Source organism: Mucilaginibacter sp. JRF (genome assembly GCF_015223065.1).
In the GTDB taxonomy this organism is placed as follows: domain Bacteria; phylum Bacteroidota; class Bacteroidia; order Sphingobacteriales; family Sphingobacteriaceae; genus Mucilaginibacter.
In genome coordinates this window covers 72,197-95,381 of sequence record NZ_JADFBY010000010.1, presented here as the reverse complement: position 1 = coordinate 95,381, position 23,185 = coordinate 72,197, and the positions used below count along the sequence as shown (strand labels likewise).

The 23,185-nt window shown below is 43.9% G+C and carries 25 protein-coding genes; 14 read left to right on the top strand and 11 right to left on the bottom strand.

Translation table 11 applies throughout. From position 1 onward, the window contains the following. The first annotated feature begins 16 nt into the window (after nucleotides 1-16). On the top strand, nucleotides 17-1,804 hold the full coding sequence (locus IM792_RS19005) for a glycoside hydrolase family 15 protein (protein WP_194103490.1): 1,788 nt from the start codon (nucleotides 17-19) through the stop codon (nucleotides 1,802-1,804). A 17-nt stretch (nucleotides 1,805-1,821) separates the two neighbouring features. Here the strand turns inward: IM792_RS19005 and IM792_RS19000 are convergent, their stop codons facing one another. The 6 genes from IM792_RS19000 to kbl are packed head-to-tail and all read right to left on the bottom strand — an operon-like array spanning nucleotide 1,822 to nucleotide 5,771. Further along, nucleotides 1,822-2,403, bottom strand: coding sequence for a TetR/AcrR family transcriptional regulator (locus IM792_RS19000; RefSeq protein ID WP_194103489.1), 582 nt, complete (start codon nucleotides 2,401-2,403; stop codon nucleotides 1,822-1,824). Next, nucleotides 2,403-2,810: a hypothetical protein gene (locus IM792_RS18995; RefSeq protein ID WP_194103488.1), complete on the bottom strand. Its 408-nt coding sequence runs from the start codon at nucleotides 2,808-2,810 to the stop codon at nucleotides 2,403-2,405. Before IM792_RS18995 ends, IM792_RS19000 begins: the two co-directional genes overlap by 1 nt. Further along, nucleotides 2,811-3,845: a phenylalanine--tRNA ligase subunit alpha gene (gene pheS, locus IM792_RS18990; RefSeq protein WP_194103487.1), complete on the bottom strand. Its 1,035-nt coding sequence runs from the start codon at nucleotides 3,843-3,845 to the stop codon at nucleotides 2,811-2,813. It abuts the gene before it with no gap. Between the two features lie 6 nt (nucleotides 3,846-3,851). Continuing rightward, a complete protein-coding gene (locus IM792_RS18985) occupies nucleotides 3,852-4,247 on the bottom strand; it encodes a PIN domain-containing protein (RefSeq protein ID WP_194103486.1) in 396 nt (131 codons plus the stop codon). Between the two features lie 10 nt (nucleotides 4,248-4,257). After that, the gene (locus IM792_RS18980; RefSeq protein ID WP_194103485.1) at nucleotides 4,258-4,536 is read right to left on the bottom strand and encodes a DUF6364 family protein; all 279 of its coding nucleotides are present in this window, start codon (nucleotides 4,534-4,536) and stop codon (nucleotides 4,258-4,260) included. Between the two features lie 44 nt (nucleotides 4,537-4,580). Next, the gene (kbl, locus tag IM792_RS18975; protein ID WP_194103484.1) at nucleotides 4,581-5,771 is read right to left on the bottom strand and encodes a glycine C-acetyltransferase; all 1,191 of its coding nucleotides are present in this window, start codon (nucleotides 5,769-5,771) and stop codon (nucleotides 4,581-4,583) included. 131 nt (nucleotides 5,772-5,902) lie between these two features. Here kbl and IM792_RS18970 point away from each other — a divergent pair, with 131 nt between their 5' ends. The 3 genes from IM792_RS18970 to IM792_RS18960 all read left to right on the top strand — a co-directional run bounded on the left by IM792_RS18970 (nucleotide 5,903) and on the right by IM792_RS18960 (nucleotide 9,844). Next, nucleotides 5,903-8,392 (top strand): DUF5686 and carboxypeptidase regulatory-like domain-containing protein, encoded by a 2,490-nt coding sequence (locus IM792_RS18970; RefSeq protein ID WP_194103483.1) that lies wholly within the window; start codon nucleotides 5,903-5,905, stop codon nucleotides 8,390-8,392. Nucleotides 8,393-8,438: 46 nt separating this feature from the next. Further along, entirely contained in the window at nucleotides 8,439-8,795 is a 357-nt protein-coding gene (locus IM792_RS18965) for a hypothetical protein (RefSeq protein ID WP_194103482.1), read from the top strand. Between the two features lie 89 nt (nucleotides 8,796-8,884). After that, nucleotides 8,885-9,844, top strand: coding sequence for a rhodanese-related sulfurtransferase (locus IM792_RS18960; RefSeq protein ID WP_194103481.1), 960 nt, complete (start codon nucleotides 8,885-8,887; stop codon nucleotides 9,842-9,844). 223 nt (nucleotides 9,845-10,067) lie between these two features. On the opposite strand, the gene IM792_RS18955 is transcribed toward IM792_RS18960, so the two are convergent. Genes IM792_RS18955 through IM792_RS18945 form a run of 3 tightly spaced genes read right to left on the bottom strand, consistent with a single transcriptional unit; the run spans nucleotide 10,068 to nucleotide 13,106 of the window. After that, nucleotides 10,068-10,541 carry a gliding motility lipoprotein GldH gene (locus IM792_RS18955; protein ID WP_194103480.1) on the bottom strand — a complete coding sequence of 158 codons (474 nt, stop codon included), beginning with the start codon at nucleotides 10,539-10,541 and terminating at the stop codon, nucleotides 10,068-10,070. Further along, on the bottom strand, nucleotides 10,538-11,956 hold the full coding sequence (ricT, locus tag IM792_RS18950) for a regulatory iron-sulfur-containing complex subunit RicT (protein WP_194103479.1): 1,419 nt from the start codon (nucleotides 11,954-11,956) through the stop codon (nucleotides 10,538-10,540). Before ricT ends, IM792_RS18955 begins: the two co-directional genes overlap by 4 nt. A gap of 1 nt (nucleotide 11,957) precedes the next feature. Continuing rightward, nucleotides 11,958-13,106 (bottom strand): hypothetical protein, encoded by a 1,149-nt coding sequence (locus IM792_RS18945; protein ID WP_194103478.1) that lies wholly within the window; start codon nucleotides 13,104-13,106, stop codon nucleotides 11,958-11,960. Between the two features lie 96 nt (nucleotides 13,107-13,202). On the opposite strand from IM792_RS18945, the gene ruvX reads away from it, so the two are divergent. The 9 genes from ruvX to ffh all read left to right on the top strand — a co-directional run bounded on the left by ruvX (nucleotide 13,203) and on the right by ffh (nucleotide 19,811). Next, entirely contained in the window at nucleotides 13,203-13,610 is a 408-nt protein-coding gene (gene ruvX, locus IM792_RS18940) for a Holliday junction resolvase RuvX (protein WP_194103477.1), read from the top strand. Between the two features lie 73 nt (nucleotides 13,611-13,683). Then, a complete protein-coding gene (locus IM792_RS18935) occupies nucleotides 13,684-14,061 on the top strand; it encodes a GxxExxY protein (protein ID WP_194103476.1) in 378 nt (125 codons plus the stop codon). Between the two features lie 56 nt (nucleotides 14,062-14,117). Next, nucleotides 14,118-14,759, top strand: coding sequence for an O-methyltransferase (locus tag IM792_RS18930; RefSeq protein WP_194103475.1), 642 nt, complete (start codon nucleotides 14,118-14,120; stop codon nucleotides 14,757-14,759). 2 nt (nucleotides 14,760-14,761) lie between these two features. Beyond that, on the top strand, nucleotides 14,762-15,295 hold the full coding sequence (locus IM792_RS18925) for a glucosaminidase domain-containing protein (protein WP_194103474.1): 534 nt from the start codon (nucleotides 14,762-14,764) through the stop codon (nucleotides 15,293-15,295). 50 nt (nucleotides 15,296-15,345) lie between these two features. After that, nucleotides 15,346-16,179, top strand: coding sequence for a glucosaminidase domain-containing protein (locus IM792_RS18920; RefSeq protein ID WP_194103473.1), 834 nt, complete (start codon nucleotides 15,346-15,348; stop codon nucleotides 16,177-16,179). 65 nt (nucleotides 16,180-16,244) lie between these two features. Continuing rightward, on the top strand, nucleotides 16,245-16,985 hold the full coding sequence (locus IM792_RS18915; protein ID WP_194103472.1) for a hypothetical protein: 741 nt from the start codon (nucleotides 16,245-16,247) through the stop codon (nucleotides 16,983-16,985). A 26-nt stretch (nucleotides 16,986-17,011) separates the two neighbouring features. Beyond that, a complete protein-coding gene (locus IM792_RS18910) occupies nucleotides 17,012-17,305 on the top strand; it encodes a hypothetical protein (RefSeq protein WP_228085265.1) in 294 nt (97 codons plus the stop codon). Between the two features lie 57 nt (nucleotides 17,306-17,362). Continuing rightward, nucleotides 17,363-18,406 (top strand): DUF3078 domain-containing protein, encoded by a 1,044-nt coding sequence (locus IM792_RS18905; protein WP_194103470.1) that lies wholly within the window; start codon nucleotides 17,363-17,365, stop codon nucleotides 18,404-18,406. Between the two features lie 76 nt (nucleotides 18,407-18,482). Next, nucleotides 18,483-19,811 carry a signal recognition particle protein gene (gene ffh / locus IM792_RS18900; protein WP_194103469.1) on the top strand — a complete coding sequence of 443 codons (1,329 nt, stop codon included), beginning with the start codon at nucleotides 18,483-18,485 and terminating at the stop codon, nucleotides 19,809-19,811. A gap of 244 nt (nucleotides 19,812-20,055) precedes the next feature. On the opposite strand, the gene IM792_RS18895 is transcribed toward ffh, so the two are convergent. Together IM792_RS18895 and thiL are read right to left on the bottom strand one after the other, a co-directional pair. Next, complete coding sequence (locus IM792_RS18895; RefSeq protein ID WP_194103468.1) at nucleotides 20,056-20,310, bottom strand: hypothetical protein; 255 nt, start codon at nucleotides 20,308-20,310, stop codon at nucleotides 20,056-20,058. Nucleotides 20,311-20,327: 17 nt separating this feature from the next. Next, nucleotides 20,328-21,368, bottom strand: coding sequence for a thiamine-phosphate kinase (gene thiL / locus IM792_RS18890; RefSeq protein WP_194103467.1), 1,041 nt, complete (start codon nucleotides 21,366-21,368; stop codon nucleotides 20,328-20,330). A gap of 185 nt (nucleotides 21,369-21,553) precedes the next feature. Between thiL and IM792_RS18885 the strand changes: the two genes are divergently transcribed. Continuing rightward, nucleotides 21,554-23,161, top strand: a complete 1,608-nt coding sequence (locus IM792_RS18885; protein WP_194103466.1) for a hydrolase — start codon at nucleotides 21,554-21,556, stop codon at nucleotides 23,159-23,161. Nucleotides 23,162-23,185: the final 24 nt, after the last annotated feature.

Genomic DNA, 23,185 nt, shown 5'->3' with positions numbered 1-23,185 from the left:
CCGTTACTTAAATAATATGGAGAAACACATGTATAATGCAGGCTTGGTAGGTAATTGCGCGTACCTGGCTCACATCAACAAAAACACCAATGTTACCTGGCTATGCTGGCCACGGTTTGATAGCACCTTTGTTTTCGGCAGTTTGCTGGATAAGGAAAAGGGCGGCGAATTTTCTATACTGCCCGAGGGTGATTTTGAAACGGAACAATACTATCTGGAAAACACCAATGTGCTTTGCACCGTGGTTACTTGCGACGAGGGCCGGTATCGTATTACTGATTTTGCCCCGCGTTTTCACCAGTACGAGCGCTTTTTTAAGCCGCTGATGTTCATCCGTAAGATAGAGCCGATCGAGGGTTTGCCTAAGATACGGGTAAAATGTGAGCCGGTGTGCGATTACGGCAGGCGCAAGCAAAAGGCCCGCCGCGGCAGTAATCATATTGACTATGCCGGGTGCGACGAAACCATGCGCCTTACTACCAATATACCGTTGAGCTATATTATCGATCAGCAATATTTTCAGCTGAATGAAACCAAATACCTGCTAATGTCATACGGTGATCCGCTGGAGGCGCCGCTGGTAAGTACATGTGAGATATTTTTGCGCAATACCATTGAGTACTGGCGTTTGTGGATAAAGCACTCGTCAATAGCCGGGTACTTTCAACCGTATGTTATCCGCTCGGCGTTGGTTTTAAAGATACACCAGTATGAAGATACCGGGGCTATCATTGCTGCAAGCACCACCAGTTTGCCCGAACATCCCGGCAGTACCCGCAACTGGGATTACCGTTATTGCTGGCTGCGCGATACCTATTATGTGCTTACCTCGCTAAACCACATCGGCCATTTTGAGGAGATGGAGCGCTATTTTGCCTACGTGTCTGACATATCGACATCCGAGGGCGACGAGTTCCGTTACCAGCCGCTGTATGGCATCACCGGTAAAAAGAAACTGGTTGAGGAGATCATGGACCATCTGGATGGCTACATGGGCGATAAACCCGTGCGTGTAGGCAATCAGGCTTATGAGCATATTCAGAATGATATTTACGGGCAGGTGCTGATATCGCTGTTACCGCTGTATACTGATCATCGCTTTATTTTCAGCGAGCGTAAGGATTCGGTACGCTGGATAGAATCAGTGCTCGGCAAAATTGAGCGCACCATTGATGAAAAGGATGCCGGTATATGGGAGTTCCGTAATATGGCCAATATACATTGCTATAGTAACCTGTTCCAGTGGGCGGGGTGTAACGCGGCGGCTAAAATGGCCAATACCATAGGCAACAAGGCTTTGGAAGACAAGGCCAATGCCCTTAAAGAACGTGCCGCAGCGCATATTGAAAGCTGTTACGATCCGGTGCGTAAGGTGTATACCAATGCAGCCAATAGTCCGCACCTGGATGCAAGTACCTTGCAGCTCATCATGATGAACTACCTTGACCCAACATCGCAACGGGCGAAGGATCATTTAGCCGCTTTGGAGAAAGAACTGAAAACAGCTAACGGCCTGTTTTACCGCTACCTGCATGCCGATGATTTTGGCAAGCCTAAAACCACGTTTTTAATATGCGCGTTCTGGTATGTAGAGGCCTTAGCCTGTGTAGGCCGGTTGGACGATGCCATGCGTGAGTTCGAGAACCTGATGAAGTACTGTAACCACCTGTTGCTGTTCAGCGAGGATGTGGATGAGGAAACAGGCAGTATGTGGGGTAACTTTCCGCAGGCGTACAGCCATGTGGGCTTAATGAACGCGGCCTATCGCATAGCTATAAAGCTGGACAGGCCGGTGTTCTTGTAATCGATAAATATTCGCTTTTAAACAATGAGTGCTGCCTTAACCAAATAAGGCAGTATCTCTTTTTGAAAGGATACAAAATTCTTGCGCACGTCGGCATCACTTACCGAGGTGAACGCGAAGCTGAACACAATGCTCTTGCTACTCTTGATCAGGAAACGTAAACGTTGCTGAAAGGTATCGTGCTTGCGCATGCCTGTTAGCTGGGTGAATGATAACACCAGCAGATCCTCCAACTCATTCGACAGGTTCTTTAAAAACTCCTGCGAGTTGGCTGATTCGCGAATAAACTCCCAACCGATAAACTCGTTACATACCGTATACGATAGACGGCAGGTTTTCATGATGAGATTGGTAAGATGCTCCTCCTCGCTTTTTTCGGGAGTGTTGATGTGTATCAGGTCGTCAACACTAACACGTATGTAATCCATCAGCAGGGAGTGCAGTATGGCTTCCTTGCTTTCAAAATACTTATATATGGTTGCTTTGGCAATTTTTGCCTTTTTAGCTATCTCATTAACACTGGTTTTATGGTAGCCAAACTTGCGGAACAGATCCTGCGCTGCCCGCTTTATACTGTCTTTTATTTTATCGGCTTCCATTAATTGTTTACAATTCTGATCTCAAATTGGGTTATAATTACTGTGTACGATCGTAGCGAACGTGTAGCCGGAGCCTTTACCGGCGACCCATCTAACAACGAGAATTTTGAGCCGCTGCATGGGTCGGTCACGGTAAATAATCCTTCGTCAATATTTACAGCGCAGGCTTTTTCGGGCTGGTAGCTGCTGCAACGGTCAAACGCTACAATGCCGGCTCCGGTGTTATAAACTACAATGCCGGCAACGCCACCACTCAGCGTAATTACACTGCCGGCACTGCTTATGTTATTATATCTCGGATCGGTACGTTGTATAGTGATATTTACCGGCACGTAGGGTACAACATCATTCTGCTTGCCGCAGCTAACCAGTAATATACCCAATAATACGCCCAGCAATACCCTCATTTAGATGATCTCGGTTTTAAATTGTTTCAAAAAGCGCACATCATTCTCTGAGAACAGGCGCAGATCGCGGATAACGTACTTAAGGTTGGTGATACGCTCAATACCCATACCGAATGCGAAACCGGTATATTTCTTACTGTCGATACCGCAATTCTCCAACACGTTAGGGTCAACCATGCCGCAGCCTAAAATCTCTACCCAGCCGGTGTGCTTACACATGTTACAGCCGTCGCCTTTACAAATGGTACATGAAATATCCATCTCAGCCGATGGCTCAGTGAACGGGAAGTATGACGGGCGGAAACGTACCTTGGTACCCTCGCCGTAAAGCTCCTGCACAAAGTGAAACAGGGTTTGCTTCAGATCGGCAAATGATACGTTTTCGTCAACATACAAACCCTCTACCTGGTGGAAGAAACAGTGCGCACGTGCCGAGATAGCTTCGTTACGGTAAACACGACCCGGCATAATAGCGCGGAATGGCGGTTTACCATTCTCCATCATACGCACCTGTACCGATGAGGTATGTGTACGCAGGGCGATATCGTCCTGACCGTTATTCTTTTTAATAAAGAAAGTATCCTGCATATCGCGGGCCGGGTGCTCCTCCGGGAAGTTCAGCGCCGAAAAGTTATGCCAGTCGTCCTCAATTTCTGGTCCTTCAGCCACAACGAACCCCAGGCGCTTAAAAATATCAATGATCTCGTTACGCACCAGCGATAGCGGGTGGCGCGAGCCTAACGCAAAACCATCGCCCGGCAGGGTAAGGTCGGCTTCGGTTTTGCCGCTTTCGGCATCGGTACCGGCGCTTTCTTTCAGCTCGTTGTATTTGGCCTCGGCCAGTTGTTTAAACTGGTTAAGCACTTTACCAAAGGTGCGTTTTTCTTCGGCGCCTACGGTTTTGAATTGCTCAAACAGGTCTTTTACAATACCTTTAGTACCCAAAAACTTTATACGGAAAGTTTCCAGCTCATCAGCCGTAGCTTTTACAAAGTTGTTTATCTCCTGGGTATACTTATCTATTTGTTGTTGCATTATCTTTTATATCGATCTTAAAAACTGCTCGGCACTTAACACCGGCAGCGTGGCATGCTTATAATCTTTTATGTTACGGGTGATGATGGCCTGGCACTCAAAGCGCTCGGCGGTAAAGTGTTGAAAAGCATCTTCCAGATCCGAAAAATTGCTGTTCAATCCTTTCTCTATCGCCATACTTTCAACCGAAAGTATGTTTAGCCATTTAATCAGCTCCTTTATTTTTTCCCTCGTTTCGGTTTTACCTAATTTTTTCGAGAGTATATAATTCAAGTTAGCAATAACTATTGCCGAGGTGCTAACCTTTATGTCCCGGTTTTTACACTCGATCAATAGCAACTTGGTATATTCTGAAAACGGGTACCGCTCAAAGAACATATCTAATATAATATCGCTATCCAAAAAAATATGACTATAAACCATATTTCTCCTTCAGGTAATCGCCTTTTATATCCTTATAATTCACATCATCAGGATATTTACCCTTCAATATGCCAGTGAGCGATTGCAGATCATCCGGTATGGTCATTGAGTTAAGGCGCTTAAGCAACTCATCTTCCTTACCGTTATCGTCGCTTATCTTTTTCAGATAATCCTGCACCAGTGCCGATAAGCTTTTGTGTTTACCACGGGCATACCTTTTGGCATTCTCTATTACATCAGGCTCAATACTTAACGTTAGCTTTGCCATAACAATAATTATACGTACAAATATAACTAAACTATACGTATAATTTATTTGATCACGCCCAGCTCTTTGCCCACTTTAGTAAATGCGGCAATGGCTTTGTCCAGATGCTCCTGCTCGTGCGCGGCCGATAATTGTACACGTATACGGGATTTGCCTTGCGGTACTACCGGGTAGTAGAAGCCAATAACGTAGATGCCTTCTTCCAGCATTTTGGCAGCAAACTCTTGTGCAAGTTTGGCATCGTATAACATTACGGGTACAATAGGGTGTACTCCCGGTTTAATGTCAAACCCGGCGGCGGTCATTTTCTCGCGGAAGTATTGGGTATTGCTTTCCAGCTTATCGCGCAGATCGGTGGTTTCACTTAGCATATCCAGCACAGCTATTGATGCACCAGTAATTGCCGGAGCCAAGGTATTACTGAACAGGTACGGGCGCGAGCGCTGGCGCAGCATATCAATAATTTCTTTACGGCCAGAGGTAAAACCACCCGACGCGCCACCAAGTGCCTTGCCTAATGTACCGGTAATGATATCTATCTTACCCATAACATTATGGTGCTCATGCGTACCACGGCCGGTTTTACCCATAAAGCCCGAGCAATGGCTTTCATCTATCATTACCAGGGCATTGTATTTTTCGGCCAGTTCGCAAACCTTGTCAAGCTGGGCAATGGTGCCATCCATACTGAAAGCGCCATCGGTAACTATAATGCGGTGACGAAGATCCTGGGTGGCTTTCAGCTTTTCTTCCAGGTCGGCCATGTCATCGTGTTTGTAGCGGTGGCGCTGCGCTTTACAAAGGCGTACACCATCAATAATAGAGGCATGGTTCAGCTCGTCGGATATGATGGCATCCTTATCATTAAACAATGGCTCGAACACACCACCGTTGGCATCAAATGCCGCGGCATATAAAATGGTATCCTCGGTGCCTAAAAATTCTGATATTTTTTGTTCAAGCTGCTTATGTATATCCTGCGTACCGCAAATAAAGCGTACCGATGAAAGGCCGTAACCATGCGCATCCATAGTTGCTTTTGCCGCCTCAATAACCTTTGAGTGTGATGACAGGCCCAGGTAGTTGTTAGCGCAAAAGTTGATCACTTCCTGCCCGCCCTGTACCGTAATATCGGCACCTTGCGGCGATGTTATGATACGCTCTTTCTTGTATAATCCGGCGTTCTCTATTTCGGTAAGTTCCTGCTGTAATACAGGTTGCAGTGTATTGTACATAAAGTCAGTTTAATTTATCCGGCAAAATTACGCATTGAAAATTTATTAGCGCTTACCAAAATCAAACGTTTGAAATATATATACAACTGATAAAACATTTTCACCCATGCAGGTATTATGTGAGTAATACTATGAGAACATATTTACTGTTGATTTTAAGTGTTTTAAGCACCATATCAGCTGTTGCACAGCAACAATATTCTTTGTCGGGTAAAATTACGGATGCTGATAACAAAGCAATCCCGTTTACCTCCGTTTATATACGCAATTCTACCTACGGCACCACCGCCAACGAGTATGGTCGGTATGAACTCAAGCTTAGTCCCGGCGAGTATAATGTGATATACCGCTTTGTTGGCTACAAAGAAAAAACAGTTAAAATAACCATTGGCGATAAGGATGTTGTTAACAACGTACAGTTGCAGGATGAGATATTTCTGCTCAGCGAGGTAAATATTACCGGCAAACGCTCGCCCGATGATGACCCCGGCATGGAGATAATGCGCGAGGTGGTGAAAAAGCGTCAGTATTATTTAAACGAGGTTAAAGGATACTCGTGCGCGGTATACATCAAGGGGGTGCAAAAATTACTAAAATCGCCAAAAAACCTGATGAGTAAGGAGGTTACCCGCGCGCTCGATCTGGACTCGAATGGCCGTGGTATACTTTATCAGTCCGAATCATTATCCCAATTTAATTTTGAGCGGCCAAATAACGTTCGCGAAATCACCATATCATCAAAAGTAGCCGGGCAAAATACCGCGTTCAGTTATAACAAGGCGTCTGATTTGCAGGTAAACCTTTACGAAAACATATTTACCATAAACGGCCTCAGCACACGTGGCTTTGTTACGCCGGTGGCCGAAGACGCGTTCGAATTTTATCGCTTCAAACTGGTAGGCACCTCAACCAGTAACGGCGAAACTATTGATAAGATACAGATAATACCGAAACGTAAATACAGCCAGGCTTTTCAGGGTAATATATATATAGTACATGGCGACTGGCGCATTTACAGTGCCGACCTGATGCTGACCAGCAAAAACAACATGATCAGCCTGATAGATACCTTGCAGATCAGCCAACAATTTGTACCGGTTAAGGATGATAAGTGGATGCCGGTATCGGCGCATTTTGATTTTGGAGGCAATGTGTTCGGTTTCCAATTTTCAGGGTATTATGTGGCCGTTTATAATAACTATAAACTCGACCCAACATTTGAACCGGGCTTTTTTAACGGCGAGATATTACATGTTGATACCGCCGCCAACAAAAAAGATCAGCAATATTGGGAGGAAACCCGCCCCATACCACTCACCGCGCAAGAGAAGCGGGACTACATACGTAAGGATAGTATATTTGAGCTTGTGCATACGCCCGAATACCTCGACTCGGCACAAAAGGCGCATAACAAATTCAATCCTTTATCGTGGACCATATTCCCGTACATAGCAACCGATTGGCGAACCAGGCGTTCGGTGCGTGTTGAACCCTTCCATAAAACTATATTTTACAACACGGTTGAGGGCTGGGGTATTGATCTCAGGCCGACGCTGACAAGGCAGTTCAGTGATCTGCGCAATATTACCATACAGCCTACGCTGCACTACGGCTTTTCAAGCAAAATGCTCAGCGCCAACATAAAGGCCAGCTACCTGTACGATCAGTTTAACAACGCCAAATTTTACACCAGCTTTGGTACCGATGTGCTCGATCTGAATAATGTGGGCACCCGTTCACTATTCTTTAATACCGTAAGCTCGCTGATATACGAGAACAACTATGTGAAATACTACCGCTCAAAATTTGGAGAGTTCGGTTACCAGCGCGAACTGGCTACCGGTATACTATGGAATGCCAGTCTGGGTTACTCCAACCGCCAGCAGCTGTACAATACCTCGTTCAACCATATATTTGATTCAAAGGATAAGGAGTATACATCAAACAACCCGTTTGCCCCGGCTGATGCACCAGCGGATGATCGTTCCTTCCTGTTTCCTGACCATAATGCGCTAACCTTTAAAACATCGGTTGAGGTTACTTTTAGTCCGCGTTATTTAAACAGGCCCGATGGCAAATACTATGTAAAATCAAAGTTCCCTACGCTGATGGTTAACTACCGTAAGGGTATACATAGCCTGTTAGGTTCGGATGTTGACTACGATTTTGCATCTGTTGATCTATCGCAGGATGAGATCAGCATGGGGCTGTATGGCCGGTCATCGTTCAAATTAACAGCCGGTACATTCTTTAACCGCAACACCGTTTATTTTATGGATTATAACCACTTTTTGGGTAACGTGGGTACCACGTTCGATCCTACTTATGTGGGTAGTTTCCATTTCCTGCCGTTTTATGAGTTCAGTACCGACAGGTCATTCCTGGAGGCACATTACTTCCATAACTTTTCGGGCGTGCTGTTCAACAAGATCGGTCTTTTACGTAACCTGAAACTGGAGGAGGTAGTGGGTGCCAATTACCTCAATACCAATAACCGCCGCAATTATTACGAGTTGTATGTGGGTATCAAAAAGCTGTTTTTCAGGCTTGATTATGGTATCTCGTTCGCCGGCAATCAAAAATATGTGCAAGGCTTCAGGTTTTATTACGGTATCAGGTAACAATGGATATGTGCTGTGCGTCTTATTCAAAACTAAACTCATCAGCATGAAAAAATTAATACCTGTTTTAGCATTGGGCATAAGCCTGGGTTTTGCATCGTGCCAGTTTAAAGGTGGTAGCGAAACGCATACCGAAACATTAAGTACCTCCGGTAATATTGTGTTGGATAGTGCAAAATCTAAAATTGTACACATGGACCCCAACAGCTTTTTCTCGTACGAGATAGATGGGGATAAAATAGCTGTATCAACATTAAACAATAGCCTGATGAGCTATGAGGTTGATGGTGAAAGTTTAACCAAACTTACCGAAGAGCACGATATTAAGCTATTTGATAAGGCCATTAAGGCGTTGGCCAAGCAGCAGGAAAGTAAAAAAGCCGAAGATATAAAACAACCGTAAGCCTGGCTACATCGGGTATTTACAGTTATTTGATTTTTGAGTATCTTTGCACCTCATTTAACACCGTTTGCAGCGGTATCAATGTATTTATGGCAAAGTATAACACACTACTGTACTATTGTTACACAACAATAGCTGATGCGGAGCAGTATGCCGCAGATCACCTTAAATTTTGTAAACAACTTGGCTTAACCGGGCGCATTATTGTGGCCGACGAAGGGCTTAACGGTACCGTATCCGGCACGGCAGAAGCTTGCCAGGCTTACATGGATGCCATTAAGGCCGATGGCCGTTTTGGCTCGCTTGAGTTTAAGATAGATGAGGTTGACGAGCCTTCGTTCGTAAAAATGCACGTTCGTTATAAGTCAGAGATAGTACACTCCGGCCTGCGCGATCCGCATATCATCAACCCACAGCAGCAAACCGGTAAACACCTGGAGCCTGTTGAATTTATGGAGATGAAGGACAGGGATGATGTGGTGATACTGGATGTTCGCTCAAACTACGAGCACTCGTTAGGTAAGTTCAAAAATGCCGTTACGCTGGATATCGACAACTTTCGCGATTTCCCGGCCATGATCAACGAGCTTGCTCAATACAAGGATAAAAAGATACTGACCTATTGCACTGGCGGCATTAAATGCGAAAAAGCATCGGCCCTGCTACTGCACGAAGGTTTTACTGATGTTTACCAGCTACACGGCGGTATCATTAAATATGGTAAAGAAGCCGGTGGTAAAGATTTTGAAGGTAAATGCTATGTGTTTGATAACCGCCTTTCGGTTGATGTGAACAGCGTGAACCCCGAGGTAATTTCAAAATGCTACAACTGCGGTACCGTTACCGATAAAATGATAAACTGCGCCAACCCCGAGTGCAACGAGCATTTTACCCAATGCGATACCTGCGGAACAAAGCTGGAAGGCTGTTGCAGCGATGCCTGCATGAGCCACCCCCGCAAACGCGTGTACGATGGTACTGGCTACTATGTAAAAGTACCTCAACCGGTAAATGTTAAACAAGGCAAACTGCAACCGATAGACGAATAACAAAAAGAGCCTGTAAACACAGGCTCTTTTTGTTGGCTATCTTATTTAAGAGTTAATAAGCGTTGTTGCTTCTTTAATTCGGTATAGAATAAAAACCTTTTGTCATTTCGAACGAGGTACGAGGAGAAATCTATCTGCGTTCATAGCACAGCGACAGATTTCTCGCTATCGCTCGAAATGACATCTTCTTTTAAGTGAAGTTGCGATTTAAGATGTGTGTGTTTTATTTCGCTTTCTCAACGCAAAGCCCCGCATCGCTTACTTCGCGGAGGGGGTTATCGCGCATGTTTTGCTCTATCTCAATATGGTATATGCCCTTTTCGGGGAATTTATAGCCTTTGAGCAATACAAAGCGGTAGCTGTACAAATTGCCCGATCCGGCACCCAGCCACTCGCCATCGGGCTTGGCCAGCTTGAACTCGTAGCGGGTTGCTTGTGCTTTTTTGCCATGGCCCGCCCGGCGGAAAATCACAAATATATTGGAGTACTTGTAATCGCCGGTTACACGTAAGTTAAGGTAGATGTTGTACAGCGGAGTGGCATCATCAATTTTCACATTATACTTTAATGGGTCGGTATATGCCCAGTTGTGGTTGGGTATGGCCTTGTTTTCATCAAGCAGGGTATTTGGGTCGGCACATGCCGAAAATACCGCTGCTATAACCGTAAAAATTATAAATACTTTCAGATTTTTCACTGCTCTCGTCCCGGTTGCTGATTGTTTTGATTACCGTTGTTAGGGCGGTTTCTGTGTCGCCTGTTATTGTTGTTTCCGCTACGGCCGCCTTCCGCTTTTACAGCCGGGTTATTACCCTGCTGCTGATTGTTGGGCTGTTGCTGAGGCCTGTTGTTTTGTGGCTTATTTTGTTGCGGCCTTTGCTGGCCTTGCTGCTGTTGTTGCTGAGGCCTTGCCTGTTGCTGGTTATTAGGCTGAGCCTGCGCGGCATTATTATTTCCACCGCCTGATGGCTTGTTGCCTTTATTGCGGTTTTTATTATTGTTGTTGTTCTTTTTCTTTTTAGCGCGCTCATCCAAACGGGTAAGGCTATCCTGGCCAACCACATTCTCGTAATCAAGCGCTTTGTTAGGCTTGGTTTCCTCCTCAACTTCAGGCAATATATCTTCGGGGAAGATGCCCTCTTTGTTCAGCTTCTGAATTTCCTTTACCTTGCTTATCTCCAACGGAATCCACGATTCGGCATTGGGGTAGCTAAACCACATCAGTTTTTTAAATATGTCCGTTTTTTGCAAGCGGGCATCGCCTATCTTGGTTTTCAGGATGTATACATCATCAGGTATGCCTTTAAGGGCATCCATATAAGTATCCAGCTCATAGTTAAGGCAGCATTTAAGCTTACCACACTGGCCGGCCAGTTTGAGGGTATTTAATGATAGATTTTGATAGCGCGCCGCTGCGGTTGATACCGTTTTAAAATCAGTTAACCAGGTTGAGCAGCACAATTCGCGACCGCAGGAGCCGATACCACCCAGGCGACTCGCTTCCTGACGCATACCAATCTGGCGCATCTCGATACGTATCCTGAAAGCCTCGGCCATTTTTTTGATCAGTTCCCTGAAATCAACACGGCCTTCGGCAGTATAATAAAAGGTAGCCTTGGTTTTATCACCCTGGTAATCCACATCACTTATCTTCATGCTCAGGTTCAGATCAAGCGCCAGTTTGCGCGAGCGGTGCATGGTTTCCCATTCCAGATCCTTGGCGGCTTTCCACTTATCTACATCAGCGGCAGAGGCGCGGCGGTATATCTTTTTTACCACATCAGCCTCCTTAACATGGCGCTTAACCATTTGCATGCGCACCAGTTCGCCTGTTAACGATACGTGCCCTATATCATAGCCACCGGTAGTAGTTTCAACCGCTACCAGTTCGCCTGCCTCAAGGTAAATGTTGTCAACATTTTTGTAGAACTCCTTTCTTGAACCTTTAAATTTTACTTCGATGATTGAGAAAGGTTTATAATTTGCCGGCATGTCCATATGCGACAGCCAGTCGTAAACATCTAATTTGCTGCATCCATTGGTAAGGCATGAGCCATTACTTTTGCAGCCCGCAGGTGTACAACCACCTGATGAGCAACTTCCGCATCCCATATTATTTCGGTATATGTTGTGTTCGCCCCTGGCGAATCGTTTTATAATGTACTATTGTTATAATCTGCAAAGATACATCTAAAAATAAAATTTTAGGGTTGGCGTTCCTCTCCACATGGTAGTGCGCTGTTTCCAACTCACTGCTTATGGCTTCGGTAGCCTCAATGCTCATTACTTTTATCATTTTTTGCGCCGTGTCCAGCTCGCTCGCGGGTAAATGCACCAGGTTTGGGGCACCGGCCAGCAGCAGGCAGCACTCGCGTATAAAGTTTATGCCGTAGCGTAAAAAGTTCTTTTGATTTTCGCGGCCCAGCTTTGCCAGCTTCTCTGCAAAGGCAACCACCTCAATACCCTTATTGCTGTAGCACATGCGCAGCCATTGTACAAACTGCTGGTGATAGTTATTACCATCCTGCTGTATCATGGTTAAAGCTTCGGCCATGTTGCCGCTGCTCAGGTAAGCAATTTCGGCAGCGGTGGCTTCGGGCTGACCGCGCTCATACAGTAAATGATTCTTTACATCATTATACTCCAGCGGCGGTATCTTTACCAGTTGCGTGCGCGATAGTATGGTGTTCAGTATCTGATCCTGATTTTGGGCCACCAGCAAAAACAAGGTATTAGGCTGAGGCTCCTCAATTATTTTGAGCAGGGCATTACCCTCCTTGTCCAAATACTCGGGCAACCACAATATCAATATCTTATACTCGGACTCGAATGGCTTTAAGCTGAGTTTTTTAATGATCTGGTGGCACTCGGCAATGTTTATGTTGGCCTGCTTGTTCTCAGCATCGAGGTAACCACGCCATGCATCCAGACTTATATAAATATTGGCCTCCATGGCCTCGCGCCATTGCTCAATAAAGGTAATAGCGGTATCATCTTTATGTTTAGCGAAAAAAGGGTAGGAGAAATGCAGATCGGGGTGCATCAGCTTTTGATACTTTCGGCACGATGCGCATACCCCGCATGAGTCGTCGGCCTGCTTATCCTCGCACGATAAATATTGCGCATAGGCAACAGCAAGCGCCAAACTGCCCGATCCTTCCGGACCTAAAAACAATTGCGCGTGGCTTACCCGGTTCTCATTCACCGAGTTAATTAAACGCTGCTTTACGGCATGCTGTCCTACAATTTCACTAAACCGCATTGGTGCAAGATAGTGAATTGATATGAGTATTAACATATACGATTTTTGCCGCGCACTTATATGCCTTACCTTTGCCCCAACTTATAAAGCAACAACATGAGGTTAATGGCATTTGATTACGGCACCAAACGCATAGGCATAGCAGTTACCGATCCGCTGCAAATTATAGCTACCGGGCTTGATACCGTGCACCCCATGCACATTATCGACTACCTGAAAAAATACCTGCAAACCGAACAGGTGGAACGCTTTATTGTAGGCGAACCCAAACAAATGGACAACACGCCATCGCAATCCGCCATACACGTTAAGGGTTTTGTTAATCTGCTGAAAAAAACCTTCCCTGAAATCCCCATCGAAATGCTCGACGAACGCTTTACCTCAAAAATGGCCTCGGCAGCCATAGCCCAAAGTGGCATGGGTAAAAAGGCAAGGCAGAGTAAGGAGTTGGTGGATACGGTGTCGGCGGTGATATTGTTGCAATCGTATATGTCGAGACCATGATTTGCTTGATTGTCTTAACCATGATTTGCTTGATTTGAGGATTACATGATTAGATTATTATAGATTACTTTTTATGATTTATAAGGAGCTTACTGAGAAGATTATTGGGTGTGCTATGAAAGTGCATGGTACATTAGGTAATGGTTTTCAGGAAGTGATATATCAGCGGGCTTTGGCTATTGAGATGGGTAAACAGGGTTTACATTATGTACGCGAAATGGAAATGCCTATATTTTATGATGAGATTGATATTGGTACAAGGCGTGTGGACTTTTTTGTGGAAGACCTGATAATGGTTGAACTAAAAGCAATAATAAAATTAGAAGATGCACACTTAGCCCAGGCCATGAATTACCTCGAAGCTTACAAAATGGAAATAGGACTACTAATTAATTTCGGCTCCCGTAGCCTACAATTTAACAGGGTGCATAATAATAAAATCAAAAGGTAATCTAATCAAAGAAATCCTAAAATCAATTAATCCCACAAATCAAGGTTTAAGATAAAATGGAAATACTCGACCCCTCACTCCAATCATACCTCGACACCCACACCGACCCTGAGCCGAAAGCGTTAAAAAAAATAAACCGCGATACACATTTAAAGGTGTTAAAGCCCAATATGCTGAGCGGACATTACCAGGGCAGGTTGCTGAGTATGCTGAGTAAAATGATGCAGCCAAAGCTGATTGTTGAGCTGGGTACTTACACTGGCTACTCGGCTATTTGCCTGGCCGAGGGTTTGGTTGAGGGAGGCGCTTTGCATACCATTGAGGTGAACAGCGAGATGGAGGAAATGATAAATTCACATTTGAAACTAACAGATGTGGAGAAAAAAATCAACGTCCATTTTGGCGCTGCTGAACTTATAATAGCACAAAACAACTGGCAAAACATTGATATTGTGTTTATTGATGCGGATAAAAAAAATAATTTCGCTTACTTTGAACTTTTAATTGATAAAGTCAGATCCGGAGGATTGCTAATTATTGATAATGTTTTGTGGAAAGGAAAGGTGTATGATGAGCATCAAAATGATGCCGACACCGAGAGCTTCCGCAAACTAAATGAGCTGATAGCTGTTGACACGAGGGTTGAAAAATTAATTCTGCCCGTACGTGATGGCATCTTGCTCATCAGAAAAAAGTAATTATGAAGAAACTCTTATTGGTTATACTGTTCTCAATATTTTCAGTTGCGGCAACATTCGCGCAACAAACTTCACAATCGTACATAGAACAGTTCAAAGATAATGCCATAAGCATTATGCACGAAACAGGCATACCTGCCAGTATAATTATGGCGGTTGCCATGCACGAATCGGGTAACGGTAACTCAACTATAGCCAAAAAACTGAACAATCAGTTTGGTATAAAGGGCAATACCCGTGTTGTTTACTACAAAAAGAAACGTAAGGTACGCACCAGCTACAAAAAATATGGTTCGGTACTTGAATCGTTCGAGGATTTTGCCCGTGTACTTACCGAGCGCAAACAATTCAGCCACCTGGGCGATAAATTCACTCAATACGAATATAAAGGCTGGGCCAAAGGCATACAACGCAGCGGCTATTGCAGCAGCAAAAAATGGTCGGCACAGGTTATAGGCATCATTAAAAGATACGGCCTGCACGAGCTTGACAGCGTACCCGAGCCAAAACAAATGGCCCAAAACACCGAAAAATAAAAAATACTTTAATTTTGGCTCTTTCGTTTAGCCATTACTAAAGTACCCGTATGCGTAAATTCCTTCTTTTATTTATAGTTGCCGCTGTAGCGCTATCATCATGTTCATCCCGAAAAAAGGGCGTGAGCAACAGGCAGGCACGTAAAAACAATAAAAGCATACAAAGGGCTAATAAAGATGCTATAGCAGGTTACGGCAACTACACTCCCCAACAATATATTGAACGTTTTAAAGGCATAGCCATTACCGAAATGAACCTGTATGGCATACCGGCAAGTATCACGCTTGCGCAAGGTATGTTTGAGTCGGGCAATGGTAACGGCGAACTGGCCAAGGTAGCCAACAACCATTTTGGCATTAAATGCACCGGCGACTGGGGTGGCAAAGGTTATTATAAGGATGACGATAACGCCAACGATTGTTTCAGGGTATACAATAATCCCGAAGACTCATTTCGCGATCACTCCGAGTTTTTGAAGAAGAAACGTTATGCCAAACTATTCGAGCTGGAAAAGAATGATTACGAGGGATGGGCTTACGGCTTAAAATCGGCAGGTTATGCTACCAATCCACGTTATCCGCAGCTGCTCATCAGTGTAATTAAACGTTACAACCTCGAACAGTTCGATCGCCCTGAAACTGAGCTGCAAAAAATTAAACGCGAGGATAGGGTACTGGCCGACATTAATAACAACATTAATGAAACCACACCCGACACCGTAGTAAAAGATACCCCGGTTGATAAAACCTACATTGTTAAGCAGGGCGATACGCTTTTCAATATCTCCAAACGCTTCTCGCTAACGGTTGACCAGTTAAAGGCCATGAACAATATTGCGGATGATGGCATAAAAATTGGCCAGAAACTAATTGTTATTCCGTAACTTTCTGTTAATATCTGTTAAAAATGCGTTGCCAATTATTACAAATGGTTAGTTTTAAAGCTATAATGAAATTATGGCTGTTAATGCTGCCTTTATTTGTAGCCCTGAATGTTTGCGCGCAGGATAAAAAGGTAGAAGGGATTGTGTATAATAAGGATATTAATGACCGTATTGCCAAGGTGAACATTCGTAACCTTAACAATGGGCAGGCTACGTACAATAATTTAAAAGGCGAATTCAGTATTGATGCCGCTATTGGCGATCGGCTGGTATTTTCAAAAGAGGGATATTTTAATGATACGGTTAAGATAACAGATATTAAATCATTAGCCATAAACTTAAAAACAACCGGTATACAGCTACAGGAAGTTCGTATTAACGATAAACTCATTAATCCTGAAAAATGGATGGCCAATACCAAAAAGGATTATACCCGTTTGTATGGCCCATCATCTAATCCCGATCTGTTAACTGTATCACCTTATGGTGGGGCTGGTATAGGTATCGATGCCCTATACAATGCCTTAAGCCGCAGCGGCCGCAATGCCGAGAAATTAAAGGAAGTAATAGAGCGCGATTACCGCCAAAACGTTATCGACTACAGGTTTAACCGCACCTATGTATCAAACATAACCGGTTTAAAGGATGAACAGCTTACTGATTTTATGCAGAAGTATCGCCCCGGCTATTACCTGGTAACTACCGCCAGCGATTATGAGTTTATAAAATACGTGCGCACCAGCTTTAAGCGCTACATGCGCAATCCCAGCAATTTTACCATCACACCGCTCGAGCCGGCTAAATGAGTTACCCGATAATAGTGGTTAAGCGTATGCGGGTAGCGGGCATCGCGCTATATCCCTTTATTTTAGTGAACCGAAAAAATGCTGTTAACGATAAGGCTTTAATTAACCATGAGCTTATTCATATTAAACAACAGCAGGAAATGCTTGTTATCTTTTTTTATATTGCTTACCTGCTCAATTATTTTATAAACTTAATTAAGTATCGTAATCATCATCAAGCTTATTTAAATATAGTTTTTGAGCGCGAGGCATATAAAAATGAGCAAAACTCCGTTTACCTAAAAAACCGCGGATTTTGGTGTTGGCGTTTCTATTTATAAACAAATAACTAAATTTGACCCAAGCCGCATATTGCGGTGCTATTTAAACGGTTATCTATGATAAAAAAAGTACCCGCATTAATTATCATCGGCTTACTATGCCTTGCAACAGGTGCTTTTGCACAAACTGATAGCGTTAAAACCGACAGTGTTAAGGTTAAACCTGATAGCGCTAAGGTTGATACTTTTAAGGTTGATACCGTTTTGCTGAACAAATACCGTATTGAGCCGCGCAAAAATGCCCTGCCATTACGCATCAGGCCAATGCAGTTACAGGCCGAGTATATTCCCGTTAAAATGCCCGATTATGAAATAAGGCGCTGGCGTAAATTTCTTACCGTGGCAATTAATTTTAACCAGTCGGCATTTAGTAGCAACTGGGCATCGGGTGGTGTGAGTGCTGTAGCAGTAGGTACCAATATTATATTTAAAACGGAGTATAATAAATCGCCGTTCATTTACACATCCGAGATCAACTTTTTATACGGTCGATCAAAAAACAAAGGCCAAGGCGCACGTAAAACTAATGACCGTCTTTTTATTGATAACAAGCTATCAACCAAATTATCGCAAAACTGGTATCTGTTCGGGTCGTTAAGCTTTGAATCTCAGGTTGATAATGGTTTTCAATATCCTGATCCAAATCCACCAATACTTATCTCCAAATTCCTGTCACCGGGTTACGTTACCGAGTCGTTCGGTTTGGAGTACAAACCTTCAAAATTCTTTGATCTACGTATAGGTACCGGTACGGCAAGGCAAACCTTGGTGTTAGATACTACCATTTATCGCACCCAGCCGGGTAACTATGGTGTGCCGATTGGTCAAACCATACGCAACGAGCTCGCCTTTCAGGCCATTGCCGTGTTTGATAAGGATATTATGCAAAACCTGCACCTAAACTGGCGCTATGCCCTGTTCATTCCGTATGGCAGGCCATTAGCCTATACCAACCACCGTTTAGATGCTACCTTGCTGGCCCGTGTAAACAAACTGATAAACGTTACCATAAACGGCACGGTGCTTTATAATAAAGATATGTCAAACGATATTCAGGCAACTGAAGGCCTCGCGCTGGGTATTTTATACAAATTCCCATAAATGCAGGCTCAACATAGGGCATATATACTCATAACTAATTGTTAACTTTGCAACCTCAAAAACAGAGGTATACACAATGTTTGAAAATCTTTCGGATAAATTAGACAGGGCGTTCAAAGTCCTGAAGGGACAGGGATCGATAACCGAGATAAACGTGGCCGAAACCATGAAGGAAATTCGTAAAGCCCTTCTGGATGCCGACGTAAACTATAAAACCGCCAAAGCCTTTACTGATGATGTTAGGCAAAAAGCACTGGGCGAAAACGTGTTGACCACCATTTCGCCGGGGCAGTTGCTTACCAAGATCATGAACGATGAGCTTACCGCCTTAATGGGTGGTACAGCTACCGAGCTTAACTTTCCGGCTACGCCAACCATTATACTGATAGCGGGTTTGAACGGTGCGGGTAAAACTACCTTTACCGGTAAACTGGCCAACTTCCTTAAAACTCAAAAAAACAAGAAGCCTTTACTGGTTGCCGGCGACGTTTACCGCCCCGCGGCTATTGATCAGCTACAGGTTTTAGGTGAGCAGATAGGTGTACCGGTTTATGCCAATGTTGAATCAAAAGATCCGATTGGTATAGCCAAAGAGGGTATAGCCCTGGCCAAACAGCAAGGCAATAACGTGGTTATTATTGATACCGCCGGCCGTTTAGCTATTGATGAGGCCATGATGGTGGAGATAGAGCAGGTTAAAGCCGCTACTAACCCGCATGAGATATTGTTCGTGGTGGATTCAATGACCGGACAGGATGCGGTTAACACTGCCAAAACCTTTAACGACAGGCTTGACTTTACTGGTGTTGTATTAACCAAGTTAGATGGTGATACACGTGGTGGTGCGGCGCTGTCAATTAAATCGGTAGTAAACAAGCCTATCAAATTCATAGGTACAGGTGAAAAGATGGAAGCGTTGGACATTTTCCACCCTGACCGTATGGCATCGCGTATTTTGGGCATGGGCGACGTGGTATCCCTTGTGGAGCGTGCGCAGCAGCAGTTTGACGAAAAGCAGGCTGCCGAGCTTCAGAAAAAGATACGTAAGAACAAATTCGACTTTAACGATTTTTACAGCCAGATACAGCAGATCAAAAAAATGGGTAACATGAAGGATCTGATGGGCATGATACCGGGTGTAGGTAAAATGATGAAGGACGTTGAGGTAGATGATAACGCCTTTAAAGCGGTTGAAGCCATCATACAATCAATGACACCGTTTGAAAAGGAAAACCCCGACAGCATCAATCAAAGCCGCCGTACACGTATTGCCAAAGGCTCGGGTACTGATATTGGCGAGGTAAACAGGCTGATAAAACAGTTTGAAGATATGCGTAAGGTAATGAAACAAATGAGCAACCCGGCAGCCATGGCCAACATGATGCGCAGGATGCCTAAAATGTAATAAACCAAAACATCATAAAAAAACCTTTGCAAAATCTGCAAAGGTTTTTTTATTTAATGCCTGATGTATCAATTAACGCTGTTTGAAATTTTCATAGTGTAATTGCTCGACATATTAGCCTGGCCTTTCATCGTAACCTGATTCATATCCATGGTGTACGAGTATTTGAAATCTTGGTTCATTACCGTCATAAAATTATCTTTTATAGAGTATTGCATTTTCCCACTGCCACCACCTTTCATTTTCATAACTGATTGTTTAATATCCATATCAGCTGATATTTCTGAAAGCAGATCACAATAAGCTTAGTACCCGATGACTTTATTTTATCCAGCGATGCAGAATCTCCTTCAAAATCCATTTGCATGTCCATTTTCATCTGCACGCTCGACAGATAATTACGACCAGGTAAATACTTTAATTTTAGTGTTACAGATTTTTGCGCATTGGCAAACAGCACTGAAACAAGCAGTGATAAGGTTAATAAGGTTGTTTTCATTTATGTGTTTTAATTATTTAACTCTTAAAGGCATTCCATCCCTGCGCGGTAAGCGCATGTACGTTGCCGGTTTTGCTAACCAAATTACAGCCTGCTGAGGCTTCGGTAATATGGCCAATGATGGTGAAGTCCATCTTGAACTTTATTTTGTCGTAGTCGGCTTGTTTAACGGTAAACAGCAGCTCATAGTCTTCGCCGCCACTCAGGGCGCACACGGTAGGGTCGAGGTTAAAGTCGCGGGCTGTTTCGTATGTCATCGGGTCAAGCGGTATCTTTTCCTCATAAATATTACAGCCTTTATCGCTCTGCTTACAAATGTGTAATACTTCGGATGCTAATCCGTCAGACACATCGATCATTGAAGTTGGCGTTACACCTATCTCTTTCAATAACTCTACAATATCGCGACGTGCTTCGGGCTTTAACTGCCTTTCAACAATATAATCCTTACCCTCCAGATCAGGCTGAATATTCGGGTTTTCCAGGTAAACCAGTTTTTCACGCTCCAGTAATTGTAAACCCATGTAAGCGCCACCCAGATCGCCCGATACGCAGATCAGGTCACCTTCCTCAGCAGTATTGCGGTAAACAATATCCTTTTCATCAGCATAACCAATAGAGGTTACACTGATCACCAAGCCTTGTTTTGATGAGGTAGTATCGCCGCCGATTATATCGATATTATACTTTTCGCAGGCTATGTACATACCCTCGTATAGTTCCTCAATAGCCTCCAACGGGAATTTGCTTGATAACCCTAATGATACGGTTACCTGTGTGGCAATACCATTCATGGCGTAAATATCGCTCAGGTTTACCTGTATGGCTTTGTAGCCTAAATGTTTTAAGGGGGTATAAGCTAAATCAAAATGTATACCTTCTAAAAGCATATCGGTTGATACCAATACCTTTTTCCCTGCCGGATCAAGCACCGCGGCATCATCTCCCACACCCTTTAAACTTGATGGCTGTTTAAGCTTTATATTTTGAGTAAGGTGCTTTATCAGCCCGAATTCGCCTAACTCCTGTATGTTGGTACGATCTATATTATCAAACATAATTTTTTTATCTGGACACAAATTTACGAAAGCTTAACGCAAATTTCACCAAAGCTTTCCTTACTCATAACAACCTAACTATCATATCATTCGTACTAATAATCAATCACCCTGATTAAAAACTTAAGGCCTTATAATATCTATTTTAATCATACATCTCTTATTTAAACAATCATCACTTTTTTATGCTACACTTAAATTTTATTAAGAAACCGCTATTAGCGGTAATTGTGGGCGGTGTTATGCTAAGCAGCTGCCAAAAATCAACCGAAGCTGTTTCGCAAGCGGATCAGATCAGCACCTCTGCCAAACTTAAAACCCAGGCCGTAACACTTAACGAGGGTTTCGAGGTTGGATCAACCAGCCCTAAAACCGCTTATGATGTATCGCCAACCGGATCAAGCAGCGGCGATAATGTTACTATTGCAGGCAAAGCCTGGAATTTGTATGATGCCTTGATAGGTAACTTAAGTGCTGATAAAAAAGCAGGCTCATGGTCGGCACGGGTACGCAATACCGGTAAGGTAACTATGCTTTTTAATGTTGCGGGCGGTGTAAGTAGCGTAAGTGTTAAACACGCGCTTTACGGTACCGATGGCTCTTGTACCTGGGGTTTATTCTACTCAACCAACTCGGGCAGTACCTGGACACAAACCGGATCTAACATTACTTCAACCACTACCTTGCAAACTCAAACATTTACCTTATCACTTACAGGTAACGTACGTTTCGAGCTGCGTAAATTAACAGGCGGCAGCAACCGTATAAACTTTGATGATATTGTAATTAATGATAATGGCGGTGGTACCAATCCCGGCGGACCGATAGTTACCGGTAAAAAATTCCTGTTTGATGCTACCAAATATGAAAATGCCGGCAACGCTGACTGGCTGATAGATGCTGATGGTACCGAAAGCGTACCTACTTACACAGGCGGTACAACTGTCGAAATTAAAGCTCAGCGTATACCAACACCATCATACACAGGTATTACCGCTTCAACTCCCGAAACTTATTGGAGAGGCGGCATGTCTGCCTGGGCGGTTGAGCTGGTTAAAAAAGGCGAGCTGGTTGAAAGCTTACCTGTAGGCGCAGCCATTACTTATGGCAACTCATCAAATCCGCAGGATCTTAGCAATTATGATGTTTATGTTGTAATAGAGCCTAACCGTTTATTCACCGCTGCCGAAAAAACAGCTATCATGAACTTTGTTAACGCGGGCGGTGGCTTATTTATGGTTGCCGATCATACCGCGGCTACTACTGGCGGTACCGATGCTAACGGCTACAATCCGTCGGATAGGGATGGTGATGGTTATGATTCGCCGCGTGTTTGGAATGATTTAATGAGCAACAATGGCATTAACAACAATAAACCATTCGGCTTTAATGTTGACTATGTTGATATTGACGAACAACCAACCAGCAACGTTTATATAGGTACTAACGCCAATGCCCAAAAAGTACTGAACGGTGCTACCGGTACAGCTACTAAACTGGCATTTTACGCAGGTACAACAGCCACTTTATATCCTGCGCAAAACTCAACCGTACAAGGCCTGTTTTGGAGAAGCAGCAGCACCAATAATGGCAACAACGGTGTTATGGCCTTACTTTCAACCTACGGCTCGGGCAGGGTAGTATTTGTGGGCGACAGCTCCCCATCTGATGATGGTACCGGTGACCCTAACGATAATCTTTTCAACGGTTGGTCGGGCGATGCACCATCGGGCTTTACCTCACACCCGGCATTACACATGAATGCCTCTTTATGGCTGGCTAAAGCTATCTAAGTAATATTTTCATTTACCTATAAA